The 12,612-nt window shown below is 39.0% G+C and carries 11 protein-coding genes; 3 read left to right on the forward strand and 8 right to left on the reverse strand.

Annotated features, from left to right (window positions below):
* Positions 1-194: 194 nt before the first annotated feature.
* The 4 genes from hemG to pepQ are packed head-to-tail and all read right to left on the reverse strand — an operon-like array spanning position 195 to position 4,177.
* Entirely contained in the window at positions 195-725 is a 531-nt protein-coding gene (gene hemG, locus C0T34_RS11100) for a menaquinone-dependent protoporphyrinogen IX dehydrogenase (protein WP_098941282.1), read from the reverse strand.
* Between the two features lie 20 nt (positions 726-745).
* Complete coding sequence (trkH, locus tag C0T34_RS11105) at positions 746-2,197, reverse strand: Trk system potassium transporter TrkH (protein ID WP_036914641.1); 1,452 nt, start codon at positions 2,195-2,197, stop codon at positions 746-748.
* A 25-nt stretch (positions 2,198-2,222) separates the two neighbouring features.
* Positions 2,223-2,843, reverse strand: a complete 621-nt coding sequence (locus C0T34_RS11110) for an IMPACT family protein (protein ID WP_098941283.1) — start codon at positions 2,841-2,843, stop codon at positions 2,223-2,225.
* Entirely contained in the window at positions 2,843-4,177 is a 1,335-nt protein-coding gene (gene pepQ / locus C0T34_RS11115; protein WP_098941284.1) for a Xaa-Pro dipeptidase, read from the reverse strand. Before pepQ ends, C0T34_RS11110 begins: the two co-directional genes overlap by 1 nt.
* Before the next feature lie 267 nt (positions 4,178-4,444).
* On the opposite strand from pepQ, the gene fadB reads away from it, so the two are divergent.
* Both fadB and fadA read left to right on the forward strand, forming a co-directional pair.
* Positions 4,445-6,625, forward strand: a complete 2,181-nt coding sequence (fadB, locus tag C0T34_RS11120) for a fatty acid oxidation complex subunit alpha FadB (protein WP_098941285.1) — start codon at positions 4,445-4,447, stop codon at positions 6,623-6,625.
* A gap of 11 nt (positions 6,626-6,636) precedes the next feature.
* The gene (gene fadA / locus C0T34_RS11125; protein ID WP_109850180.1) at positions 6,637-7,800 is read left to right on the forward strand and encodes an acetyl-CoA C-acyltransferase FadA; all 1,164 of its coding nucleotides are present in this window, start codon (positions 6,637-6,639) and stop codon (positions 7,798-7,800) included.
* Positions 7,801-7,942: 142 nt separating this feature from the next.
* Here fadA and fre read toward each other — a convergent pair whose 3' ends face one another.
* The 3 genes from fre to pepE all read right to left on the reverse strand — a co-directional run bounded on the left by fre (position 7,943) and on the right by pepE (position 10,975).
* Positions 7,943-8,644 carry an NAD(P)H-flavin reductase gene (gene fre, locus C0T34_RS11130; RefSeq protein WP_098941287.1) on the reverse strand — a complete coding sequence of 234 codons (702 nt, stop codon included), beginning with the start codon at positions 8,642-8,644 and terminating at the stop codon, positions 7,943-7,945.
* Positions 8,645-8,659: 15 nt separating this feature from the next.
* Complete coding sequence (gene ubiD / locus C0T34_RS11135) at positions 8,660-10,129, reverse strand: 4-hydroxy-3-polyprenylbenzoate decarboxylase (protein ID WP_088493899.1); 1,470 nt, start codon at positions 10,127-10,129, stop codon at positions 8,660-8,662.
* Between the two features lie 120 nt (positions 10,130-10,249).
* Positions 10,250-10,975 carry a dipeptidase PepE gene (pepE, locus tag C0T34_RS11140; RefSeq protein WP_023583493.1) on the reverse strand — a complete coding sequence of 242 codons (726 nt, stop codon included), beginning with the start codon at positions 10,973-10,975 and terminating at the stop codon, positions 10,250-10,252.
* A 288-nt stretch (positions 10,976-11,263) separates the two neighbouring features.
* Here pepE and rfaH point away from each other — a divergent pair, with 288 nt between their 5' ends.
* A complete protein-coding gene (gene rfaH, locus C0T34_RS11145; RefSeq protein WP_098941289.1) occupies positions 11,264-11,764 on the forward strand; it encodes a transcription/translation regulatory transformer protein RfaH in 501 nt (166 codons plus the stop codon).
* Positions 11,765-11,826: 62 nt separating this feature from the next.
* Here rfaH and tatC read toward each other — a convergent pair whose 3' ends face one another.
* Positions 11,827-12,612 carry a Sec-independent protein translocase subunit TatC gene (tatC, locus tag C0T34_RS11150; protein ID WP_098941290.1) on the reverse strand — a complete coding sequence of 262 codons (786 nt, stop codon included), beginning with the start codon at positions 12,610-12,612 and terminating at the stop codon, positions 11,827-11,829.

The following is a 12,612-nucleotide window of genomic DNA, read 5'->3' on the forward strand; positions in this document are numbered from 1 at the left end:
GAAGAGTCAAGAGTTTTTTCAAACTTTTTTCTTTTCTCTTCGCTGTCCTTCGTGGCTGTTGTCAGCTCATCGTCGGTCAGTGGATGCGCATTATAGGGAGTTCTCGGATTAGCGCAAGTGTTTTTTTAAAATAATTTTCTGTTCGTTCAAAACTCCAACAAGACGTATAAAAACCCCACAGCAAAGATTAAATATCACTCAATTCTGGCAAAATACGTCGCAAATTCGCTTACTTTATTCCAATCCGTGTATTCAATTTCTTTTGTTGGATCAGTTTCGCCTTTAGTCATCTTCATAATTAACTGGATCATAACTCTATCAATCCATTTATAACGAGGATAATAAAGAGCACCAGCAAATACACCTGTTAAGGTTGGCTTCCAAGGTGTCTTCTCTAAGAACTTACGTATATAGGAATTAGTCTCTGGTGTATTCTTCTCTGCTTTTCTTGCCGTAAGATTAACGCCAAAGAATGCTGACGGCATATTATTTAGCTGTGTAAGATGGTGAGTAATAAATTTATCGAGGGCTTTATTAAAATAACCATAGCGAACAGAAGCGCCGACTAAGACTTTACTATAAGCAGATAAATTTAAACTCTGCTGAACAGAGGTTAAATCTCTCACATCACATTCATGACCATGTTGTCTTAATTCATTCGCAATTTGCGTCATTATCTTTTTAGTTTGACCATCAGTACTACAATACAGCAATAGTGCGCTCATATATTACTCCTTGTATTAGGTTAATCACGCCAAAACGTTGGGGTAAATAAAACCAATAGTGTGAAAACTTCTAGTCGTCCAAATAACATTGTCACGACAAGTATCCATTTTGCAGCTGGATTCATTGTGGTGAAGTTGTCAGCAACAATACCTAATCCAGGACCAAGATTATTTAATGTGGTTGCAATAGCAGAAAATGCAGAAAATTCATCAACACCTGTCGCTATCAACAGCATTAAACTAATAATAAATACCAACGCATAAGCAGAGAAGAATCCCCATACAGCTTCAATAATACGTTCAGGTAATGCTCGATGACCAAGTTTGATGGTATAAACAGCATTAGGGTGAACTAGGCGTTTTAATTCACGATTCCCTTGTAGGAATAAAAGCAAGATACGAATGACTTTCAATCCCCCACCCGTTGATCCTGCACAGCCACCAATAAATGCCGAGCATAATAATAGAAGAGGTAAAAATGCAGGCCATTGTGCAAAGCTATCCGTGGCAAAACCTGCCGTTGTCGCCATAGAGACAACTTGGAAAAAAGCCTGGTTTATAGTTATCCATCCTGTGTCATATACAGAATAAAGCCATAGAATACCGCTACAGATAATGACTAATCCCAATTGAATTGAGATAAACATACGAAATTCAGGATCACGCCAATAGATATTTAAACTTCTTCCCGTTAATACGGCAAAGTGCAAACCAAAGTTACACCCAGAGATCAGAAGGAATACACCAATAATGATGTTAATGGTTGGACTATTAAAATAACCAATGCTGGCATCGTGAGTAGAAAACCCACCAATTGCAATAGTTGAAAAGCTATGAGAAATAGCATCGAACACATCCATACCTGCAATCCATAATGCTAAGGCACAAATGATGGTTAATAAGACATATATAAGCCAAAGTGCTTTCGCTGTTTCTGCAATTCGGGGGCGCATTTTATTATCTTTCAATGGCCCCGGCATTTCTGCACGATATAACTGCATTCCCCCAACACCTAAAAGTGGAAGAATAGCAACAGCTAATACAATGATCCCCATCCCACCTAACCATTGGAGCATTTGGCGATAAAACAAAATAGCTTTAGGTAATGAATCTAGCCCCACAAGCGTCGTGGCACCAGTCGTAGTCAGTCCAGAGAAAGATTCAAAAAAGGCATCAGTAATAGAAAGGTGAGGTTGTTCAGAAAAGATAAACGGCAATGCCCCTACACTACCCAGTACCGTCCAAAATAAGACAACAATAAGAAAGCCTTCTTTAGGCTTAAGCTCACTTTTTTTATGTCGATTGGGGATCCATAGCATTAACCCAATGATCAATGCAACAATAAATGTTTGGCTAAATGCACGCCCTGCACCATCTCGATATATTAATGCGACAATACCGGGAATGATCATCGTGACAGAAAATAAGATAACAAGCAGTCCGACAATACGGGTTATTGAACGAAAATGCATTTAGCGATTTCCTTGGTAGCAAAGATTATTCATTTTTATCTAACGGGATTAATTGCATACTGCCACGACTTATATCTCGTAGTTTAACTTCAACTTCACCGCTATGCACGGCAGGCAATGAAAGTATAAAAGTGACTTTATCAGTATATTCACTTGAAAGTACTTGCCCATGATATTGTTCAACGACTTGTTCAAGTAATGAAACAAGTGAATATTCACACGCTACACTAAAACGCAACTGTGGCACTTTCGTTTTTGTTGGCAAAAGCTTTAATGCTTGCTGAACGCCACTGCCATAAGCCCTAACTAATCCGCCGGTTCCTAATTTGATCCCACCGAAATACCGAACAACCACTGCGGTAATTTCTCCCATCCCACTCCCTAAAAGAGGTGCAAGAATAGGTTTTCCCGCAGTACCTGTTGGCTCACCATCATCAGAAAAACCTAACTGTTGTGAGTCATCGGGTCTTCCTGCAACAAAAGCCCAACAGTGGTGTCGGGCATCAGGAAATTGCTCTTTAATAGACTGGATATAAGCTTTTGCTGCATCAATACCTTCAGTGTGAGCAATAAATGTAATAAAACGACTCTTTTTTATTTCTTCACTGAATTCTACGGTTTCAGCGGGGATCAAATATGCTTTCATCAGGCTAAGTGTAAATCTCTGGTCATATTTTCAATTTTGTTATCGTGGATAATAATATTATCTTCAATACGAATACCACCAAATGGTTTGAAATGTTCAATCAGCTTCCAATTGAAATAAGTACTGTATTTCCCTTCTTTCCAAGGCGCTAACAGAGAGTCGATAAAGTAAAACCCTGGTTCAATTGTTAATACCATGCTCGGTTCAACGATACGTGTGCAACGTAAGAATGGATACATTGCAGGAGCTGCTAAATGGGTTCCTTTATCATCTTGCATAAAACCAGCCGCGTCATGAACTTGCAAACCTAAAGCGTGCCCTAAACCATGAGGTAAAAATGGTGTAGTTAATCCAGCGCTCACCATCTCTTCTTCACTAACACCTTTAACAATGCCGTACTTATTAAGTAATCCAGCAATACGTTGATGCATTTGAACATGATATTCAGTATAACGCACACCTGCTTTCATCGTTGCAATCAACGCTTGTTGTGCATCATTCATATCTTTAACTAAAGAAGTAAATTCATGATTTTCTTTTGCGCTATAAGTACGAGTGATATCGGCTGCGTAACCATTATACTCTGCACCCGCATCAATAAGGAAACTACGATATTCATCTGGTGATTCATGATCTAACTTTGTGTAATGCAAAACAGCGGCATGTTCATTTAAGGCGACAATATTGCCATAAGGTACATCGGTATCACGATGACCTGTTGCCATTAAATACGCCATATTAATATCAAACTCACTTAATCCAGCTTGAAATGCTTCGCGAGCAGCAATATGTCCGTTGACGGCCATTTTTTGTGCTTCACGCATACAAGCTAATTCATAACCTGTTTTATAGGCACGATAGTAATGATAATAATTAAGAAGAGATTGATTGTTGATATTATCAATACTCACACCTAATGATTCTGCTCGCTGCGTATTTGGACCAATATAAGCAGTATTTTTATTAATATAAGGTGCGAGCTCTTTTTGAATATCATCAATATTTTTAAGATGAATTAACTCAATTTCATGAGTCCAATAGCTATTTGGTAACGCTTCAACACTGTGCCAATAGTCAACTGGGGAATAGAACCATAACTTAGGTTTATTAACACCATCAGCTAATAACCAGCAATGTGGTACATCGGTCACAGGCACCCATGCTTTAAAATGCGCATTCACTTTAAAAGGATAATCACTGTCATCAAGGAAAACTCGAATAGGTTCACCAGAATGAATTAATACAGAATCAAGATGGTGTCTGGATAAAGCATCACGAGTACGATTTTGTAGAGTTTTGATATGTTCTTGGTACAGAGAGAGCAATTTTTCCATTATTAATTACCTTATCTTATTCATTGTTAATGATTCAGCTTAACACGCCAACTCTTTTAGTGGCTAACCCCATAACAAAAATAGATTATTACCGATTTATCTCCCTTCTTTTTAGCAAACTGAGCAACAACATAGAATTCAATAAGTTGAATAATTTCACTGTGATCACCCTTGCACTTTTTTAATCAAATATTTGCATTTATTTAACATAGTATTCACACTCTTAATATCTGGTCATACCAGTCTATATATTTAGGGAGAATACAAATGCTCTATCAAAGCGAAAATATTCAAGCCGATTGGGTGAAACAAGGTATTGTTGAACTCGTTTTTAATGCCAAAGGTTCTATTAATAAATTAGATACCAAAACGGTTGCTATGCTAAGCGAGGCTTTAACGGTATTAGAAGCAACATCGGGTCTAAAAGGCGTTATCTTGCGTTCAGAAAAACCGGCTTTTATTGTCGGTGCTGATATTACTGAGTTTTTATCCCTTTTTGATGCCCCTGAAGAAGAATTATCTCAGTGGCTACATTTCTCTAATCAGATTTTTAGTCGACTTGAAGACTTACCTGTTCCTACCGTTTCTGCGATTAATGGCTATGCACTTGGCGGTGGCTGCGAGTGCGTACTTGCTACTGATTTTCGTATTGCTTCTCCTGATTTACGTATCGGTTTACCAGAAACGAAACTTGGGATCATGCCGGGCTTCGGTGGTTCCGTACGTCTTCCTCGTTTGATTGGTGTCGATAACGCATTAGAAATTATTACTGCGGGTAAGGATGTTGATGCTCAAACAGCACTTCAAAATGGATTAATCCAAGCAATTGTTCCTCTAGAAAATTTAAAAGAAAGTGCTGTTTCATTAATCGAGCAAGCAATTGAAGGCAAAATTGATTGGAAAGTGGCACGTCATCCAAAAATAGCACCATTAAAACTGACAGAACTTGAGCATAAAATGTCTTTCAGTGTAGCTAAAGGTATGGTGATGAAAATGGCAGGCCCTCACTATCCAGCGCCTATCACCGCTGTAAAAACTATTGAAAAAGCAGCCTTCTTAAATAGAGATGAGGCACTGGCTCTCGAAACTGAAAACTTTGTTAAGCTCACACGCACTGATGTTGCAAAAGCCTTAGTCGGTATTTTCCTTAATGATCAGTACGTCAAAAATATCACGAAAAAACGTCATGCTGAATTACCTAAACAGGCCGCCGTATTAGGTGCTGGGATCATGGGGGGAGGAATATCCTATCAATCTGCCTTAAAAGGTATTCCTGTTGTAATGAAAGACATTAACCCCAAATCCCTTGAATTGGGTATGAATGAAGCGTTAAGCCTGTTGCAAAAACGCCAAGAAAAAGGTCGAATGAGTGCCGTAGATATGGCGAAAACTCTCGCCTCTATTCAACCAACACTAAATTATGCCTCTGTTAGTGATGCGGATGTTGTTGTCGAAGCAGTTGTTGAAAATCCAAAAGTAAAGGCAACTGTGCTTGCAGAAACAGAAGCACTATTAGCTGATAACGCGATCCTTGCTTCCAATACCTCAACTATCCCTATTTCATTACTCGCAAAATCCTTAAAGCGCCCCGAGAATTTCTGTGGGATGCACTTCTTTAACCCTGTTCATCGAATGCCGCTGGTCGAAATCATTAAAGGCGAAAAAACCAGTGAAGAAACCATTAATCGGATTGTCAGTTACGCCAGTAAAATGGGAAAAACACCGATTATCGTTAATGATTGTCCCGGCTTCTTTGTAAACCGAGTTCTCTTTCCTTATTTTGCAGGATTCTCTCTATTACTAAGAGATGGTGCTGACTTTATTGCTGTTGATAAAGTGATGGAAAAAATATTTGGCTGGCCTATGGGACCTGCATACCTGCTTGATGTGGTGGGTATTGATACGGCAAATCACGCTCAAGCCGTAATGGCTCAAGGTTTCCCCGATAGAATGGGTACAATTGAGCGAGATGCGATTGCTCTTTTATATGAGCAACAACGATATGGCCAGAAAAATAATCATGGTTTCTATAATTACTCTGTTGATAAACGAGGTAAAAAACAGAAATCGGTTGATGATCAAATTCAAACACTTATCCAAAAAAATGCAGGTAAAACGCAAGAGTTTAGCCAAGACGCAATTATCGCTCGCATGATGATCCCCATGATCAATGAAGTTATCCGTTGTTTAGATGAAGGTATTATCGCCTCACCAGCAGAAGCTGATATTGCATTAGTTTATGGTTTAGGCTTCCCTCCTTTCCGCGGTGGTGTATTCCGTTACCTTGATACTGTCGGATTAGCGCAATTTGTTGCAGATGCACAGCAATACGCATCATTAGGGCCGCTTTATCAAATCCCTGAAAGCTTAAAACAAAAAGCACAACGCAATGAAACCTATTATCCAAAACCCGCAAAAGTAGATGTTAACATCAGAGAACTCGCTTAAGGAGATATGAAATGGAAAAGGTTGTCATAATTGATGGTATTCGTACTCCAATGGGACGCTCAAAAGGCGGTGCATTTCGCCATGTCAGAGCGGAAAATCTCTCTGCTCACCTGATTCAAGCACTACTAAAACGTAATCCTAATATTAATCCTAATGATATTGGCGATGTGATTTGGGGTTGCGTACAACAAACTTTAGAGCAAGGTTTTAATATTGCTCGTAATGCGGCGTTATTGGCAGAACTTCCACACAAGGTTCCAGCAGTTACAGTTAACCGGTTATGTGGCTCATCAATGCAAGCATTACATGATGGTGCACGCCAAATTATGTTGGGTGATAGTCAAGTAGCATTAATCGGTGGTGTTGAGCATATGGGTCATGTACCAATGACTTATAATGCGGATTTTAATCCATCACTTAATCTTTCTGTTGCTAAGGCCTCATTTTCAATGGGATTAACAGCAGAAATGCTAGCAAAATCATTCCAAATTTCACGCGAAGAACAAGATAAATTTGCTTATCGTTCTCACCATTTAGCAGCTCTTGCAACACAGCAAGGCTATTTTGATCATGAGATAGTAGCTATCAATGGCCACGATGCAACAGGTAATTTTATCAATGTAAAAAGTGATGAAGTTATTCGTTATAACCCAAGCCTTGAGGAATTAGCGCAACTTAAGCCTGTATTTGATCCCGCGACTGGTTCTGTCACAGCAGGCAATTCATCTGCGGTTTCTGATGGTGCATCCGCCATGTTTATCACCAGTGAACGTTACGCCAAAGAGCACAATTTAAAACCTCGCGCTGTTATTCGTGCTATGGCGGTGACAGGATGTGATCCTGCAATTATGGGTTACGGTCCTGTTCCTGCAACAGAAATTGCGTTGAAAAAAGCAGGATTAACATTAGGTGATATTGATATTTTTGAACTAAATGAAGCTTTTGCAGCACAATCATTAGCTTGCATGAAGAAAATGAATTTACTCGATAGTATTGATGACAAAATTAATTTAAATGGCGGAGCAATTGCCTTAGGACATCCTTTAGGTTGTTCAGGCTCTCGAATAACCACTTCATTATTAAATATTATGGAGCGTAAAGATGCACAGTTTGGCTTAGCCACAATGTGTATTGGATTAGGGCAAGGTATTGCAACGATTATAGAACGTGTTTAACTCAGTATTCTGTATATCCACGTTCTTATCGTTAGGAAAGTATTCTTTTCGATTGCATGGTTAGAAACCATTTTCCCGCCGTCAGGGGCGGGTTTTTTTATGGTTTTAAAAACAAAATCGATAATAACGAGGTAAAACGTTATCAGATAAATTCAAAAGCATCGCTAAATAGGCGTGTTTTATCTGCATTGCGTTCATTACAAAAACGATCTCTGGCGATTTTGGCCATTTCGAATCGTCCTGCGATATAAATATCATATTCTGATAAATCACCAAAATCTTCGCTTATTGCCGTTAATACTGTACCTTTTCGACCTCGCCATGCTTCATCAGGTTGTTCCACCACGGGGACAACTGTTAAAGAAGTATACAATTCTGATAATTCTTGTAATTCATTAAGATCATAGAGATGAACGCTTTCTCTTCCGCCCCAATAAATCGTAATAGGTCGCTGTGGATTTTCAGCTAATGCAGCCAATAAAATTGAGTGGGTATAAGAAAATCCTGTACCGCCAGCAATTAATAATAGAGGCCGTTGACTCTCTTTTTTAAACCACGCATTTCCATGAGGGATATCAATGGCAAGCTGCTGTTTTTCTAATATCACATCAAGCACTGCCATCGCATAAAGATTGAGTTCAGACGCACCAATATGAAGTTCAATAAAGTCTTTATTTTCAGGTATAGATGCAATAGAAAAAGGACGTTTATCACGTTCATCCATAACCACTAGAAGATATTGCCCAGCCTGAAAATCAAATTCGCCATCGGGTAATAGCCTTACCCGATAAACCGTATCTGTCATCGGCTCAACAAGTGAGACTTTACAATTCAGTATTGCCATGTTGTTCCTCTGTTATTATTTAAGAATATCGAGCTGTTCCCAAATAGTATCGACTCGTTGCTTAACTTCATCAGACATCACAATAGGTCTACCCCATTCTCTATCTGTCTCACCCGGCCATTTGTTAGTAGCATCAAGACCCATTTTTGATCCTAATCCAGAAACCGGTGAAGCGAAGTCGAGATAATCAATAGGCGTATTTTCCATCATAATGGTATCTCTCGCAGGATCCATTCTGGTCGTGATTGCCCAAATCACATCCTTCCAATCTCTTGCATTGACATCATCATCGCAAACAATCACAAATTTGGTGTACATAAATTGCCGTAAATAAGACCAAACTCCCATCATTACGCGTTTAGCATGACCTGCATACTGTTTCTTCATTGTCACAACCGCTAAACGGTAAGAACACCCTTCAGGAGGTAGATAAAAGTCTACAATTTCAGGAAACTGTTTTTGTAAAATCGGAACAAGCACTTCATTTAACGCAACGCCTAATACTGCGGGTTCATCAGGCGGGCGTCCTGTATATGTTGAATGATAAATTGCATCTTTACGGCGTGTTAAATGCGTAATAGTAAACACAGGGAAAGAGTCAATCTCATTATAATATCCTGTGTGGTCACCATATGGCCCTTCTGGGGCTAATTCTCCGGGTTCAATGTAACCTTCAAGAATAATTTCAGCACTTGCTGGCACTTCAAGATCATTTGAAAGACATTTTACAACTTCTGATTTATTACCACGCAATAAACCAGCGAATGCATATTCAGATAAGGTATCTGGCACAGGTGTTACCGCACCTAAAATAGTGGCAGGATCTGCCCCTAATGCTACAGAAACTGGGAACCGTTCGCCGGGGTGTTTTTGGCACCACTCTTGAAAATCTAAAGCACCACCACGATGCGATAACCAGCGCATAATCACTTTATTTTTACCCAGCACTTGCTGACGATAAATGCCTAAGTTTTGACGCTCTTTCAATGGACCGCGAGTCACCGTTAATCCCCAAGTAATCAAAGGCGCCGCATCTTCAGGCCAACAATGCATAACAGGGATCTTCGTTAAATCAACATCGTCACCTGTTAAAACCACCTCCTGACAAGGGGCTTTACTCAAGCGTTTTGTTGGCATATTTAAAACTTGCTTAAATTTAGGTAACTTATCAAAGAGATCACGAAAACCTTTTGGAGGATCAGGCTCTTTTAGAAAAGCTAATAACTTTCCAACCTCGTGTAGGGCTTTAACATCATCTTGCCCCATCCCCATTGCTACACGCTCTGGTGTACCAAATAAGTTACAAAGCACTGGCATATCAAACCCTTTAGGGTTTTCAAACAACAGCGCTGGCCCACCGGCACGTAAAGTTCTGTCCGCTATTTCGGTCATTTCAAGGTAGGGATCTATTTCATAGGTGATACGTTTTAATTCACCTTTTTCTTCTAATAATGAAAGGAAATCTCTTAAATCGCGGTATTTCATCATAATCTTACGAGCCAGTGAGTGAAAGAAAAGAGGGCCAATGCCCTCTTTGAGACGCTATAAGCTAAACGCATAACTCACTAAAATGCAATGCTTTTTATTTAGTAGCGTTCACTATGCTTATAAACAGCGGAATGGAACCCATTCTGAAAGCAATTTAGTATCAAACTGTTCAGGGAATGTTTTTCCATGTTGGAAGATTTTAAAACCTTCATTTTTAGCGCTGTAATAATGTAATTCTTCACCTTGAATATATAAGTAACTCCCTTCACGGATAGCCACGACAATCTCTTCAGGGTTAATGGCACAAAACTCTGCAATACGCTCGTCGCGAGTTTCACCCATATGACCACTGATAGAAGCGTCAATATAATGTGGGTTAATTTGAACAGGGAATAAACCTAATGAAGGCATAATAACAGAAGAGCGTACTGGCATATCATTAGTGGTACGAATTGTTGGTGTTGCAACGTTACAACCTGCACTCCAACCAATATAAGGAATATTGCGCTCACGTACTGCACGTTGAATTGGAACAACCAATCCTTTTTCATGCAACATTTGGTTTAATAACCAAGTATTACCACCACTGACTAAAATACATTCTGCATTGTTGATTGCATCAACTTCTGAATCAAAATGTTCAATACAAGTAACTTCAATACCTAATACTTCTGATAAATCACGAGCACGTTGATCATGATCGGAACGAATAACGGCATAAGCAATTAATACAGCAGAGCGAATACCGCGTTTTTTAATCATGCTATCGATATTATCTTTTGCATAACTTAACCAACGTGGATCCCCGGCAATTTTTCCGTTACTTAATAAAAAAACTTCCATTACAGAACCTCTTTATAATTATGAACAAATTCTAAGATAATTATCTTGAAAGCTTTTTCTTGTTTTTACCATCACTTTTTTGTCAACTTGTTACCTCTATCCGAGATCCAACTGAAAGTCACAAAAACAAGCCTTTTTATTGCGTATAAACACGGCTTTTTTGTTCTTTTTTCAGTATAAAACCACGTTACTCTATTTTTTATTTAATCCCTGATAGGATACTGTTACCTTAATTATAAATTTGCTATCATCGCTTAAATTAAATTTAACTAACCTATTGTCTCTATTATGAAAAACTGGCATTTGCTGTATTGTAAACGAGGGCAAATCCCTCGTGCTATCGAACACTTAGAACGTCAGCAAGTGGGCTGTTTTACACCTATGGTAACCATAGAAAAAGTATTAAGAGGAAAGCGCACTACCGTAACAGAACCGCTTTTCCCTAATTACCTTTTCATTGAGTTTGATCCTGAAGTTATCCATACCACGACCATTAACTCAACACGTGGGGTAAACTCATTTGTTCGCTTTGGGCAATATCCTGTCACTGTTCCACAAGATGTAATCGACACACTACAAATACCGCAGCTTTCTTCGCTAATTTATAGTGAAGAAAATGTGCCTCAGAGTGGTGACAGTGTGTTAATTACAGAGGGTATTTTTCAAGGGATCAAAGCCATATATCAAGAGCCGGATGGTGAGACCCGTTCAATTTTGCTTTTGAATATATTAAATAGTGAAGTGAAAAAATCGGTAGGAAATAAAGAGTTTAAAAAAGAGTCGTTCTAGAAAAAGTTAACCCAGCAATTGCTGGGCTAATATCATATTATTTTAGAAAATCGTTTCTAAAATTATTTTTGCTGTTCTGCTTCAGCTTCCGCCTCTGCTTCCTCAGCTTCTTCTTCATCTGCTCTTCTTCCCTTACCTACATAAAAACGCGATACCATGACACCGATTTCAAACAGTAAGTACATAGGTATTGCGAGTAAGGTTTGGGAGAAAACATCTGGCGGGGTTAATACCATACCAACGACAAAGGCACCCACAAGAATATAAGGACGTTTTTTCTTTAAAGCATCGGGTGTTGTTACACCACTCCAACACAGTAAAATAATCGCAATCGGTACTTCAAAAGCCGCACCAAACGCCATAAATAACGTCATTACGAAACTTAGATATTTACTGATATCTGGAATAAAGTTAACCCCTTCAGGGGTTGTATTAACAAAGAAGCCAAACGCGAGAGGGAACACAACAAAATAAGCAAACGCCATACCGAGATAGAATAATACCGTACTTGAAACAAGTAATGGCAGCATTAAGCGGCGTTCGTGTTTATACAATGCTGGTGCGATAAAAGCCCATACCTGATAAAGAATAACAGGTACAGAAGCAAAAACGGATACCATGATTGTCAATTTAATCGGAGTCAAAAATGTAGAGGCAACATCTGTCGCACTCATATTTGACCCTTTTGGCAACTTCTCGAGTAATGGAGCCGAGACTAATTGATAGATATCGTTAGAAAAATAAACCAGCGCTAAAAAAACCACAAGAACTGACACCAAGCTATACATCAAACGCTTGCGTAGTTCTATTAAATGGCTGATCAGCGGTTGGGTATCATTTACTGCCAT

The organism is Proteus sp. CA142267, assembly GCF_003336825.1.
GTDB classification, from domain to species: Bacteria; Pseudomonadota; Gammaproteobacteria; order Enterobacterales; family Enterobacteriaceae; genus Proteus; species Proteus terrae.

Excerpts from the sequence above, each read along its gene's own strand:
- hemG (WP_098941282.1), bottom strand. The coding sequence starts at position 725 with ATGAGCGCACTATTGCTGTATTGTAGTACTGATGGTCAAACTAAAAAG.
- trkH (WP_036914641.1), bottom strand. The coding sequence starts at position 2,197 with ATGCATTTTCGTTCAATAACCCGTATTGTCGGACTGCTTGTTATCTTA.
- C0T34_RS11110 (WP_098941283.1), bottom strand. The coding sequence starts at position 2,843 with ATGAAAGCATATTTGATCCCCGCTGAAACCGTAGAATTCAGTGAAGAA.
- pepQ (WP_098941284.1), bottom strand. The coding sequence starts at position 4,177 with ATGGAAAAATTGCTCTCTCTGTACCAAGAACATATCAAAACTCTACAA.
- fadB (WP_098941285.1), top strand. The coding sequence starts at position 4,445 with ATGCTCTATCAAAGCGAAAATATTCAAGCCGATTGGGTGAAACAAGGT.
- fadA (WP_109850180.1), top strand. The coding sequence starts at position 6,637 with ATGGAAAAGGTTGTCATAATTGATGGTATTCGTACTCCAATGGGACGC.
- fre (WP_098941287.1), bottom strand. The coding sequence starts at position 8,644 with ATGGCAATACTGAATTGTAAAGTCTCACTTGTTGAGCCGATGACAGAT.
- ubiD (WP_088493899.1), bottom strand. The coding sequence starts at position 10,129 with ATGAAATACCGCGATTTAAGAGATTTCCTTTCATTATTAGAAGAAAAA.
- pepE (WP_023583493.1), bottom strand. The coding sequence starts at position 10,975 with ATGGAAGTTTTTTTATTAAGTAACGGAAAAATTGCCGGGGATCCACGT.
- rfaH (WP_098941289.1), top strand. The coding sequence starts at position 11,264 with ATGAAAAACTGGCATTTGCTGTATTGTAAACGAGGGCAAATCCCTCGT.
- tatC (WP_098941290.1), bottom strand. The coding sequence starts at position 12,612 with ATGGCAGTAAATGATACCCAACCGCTGATCAGCCATTTAATAGAACTA.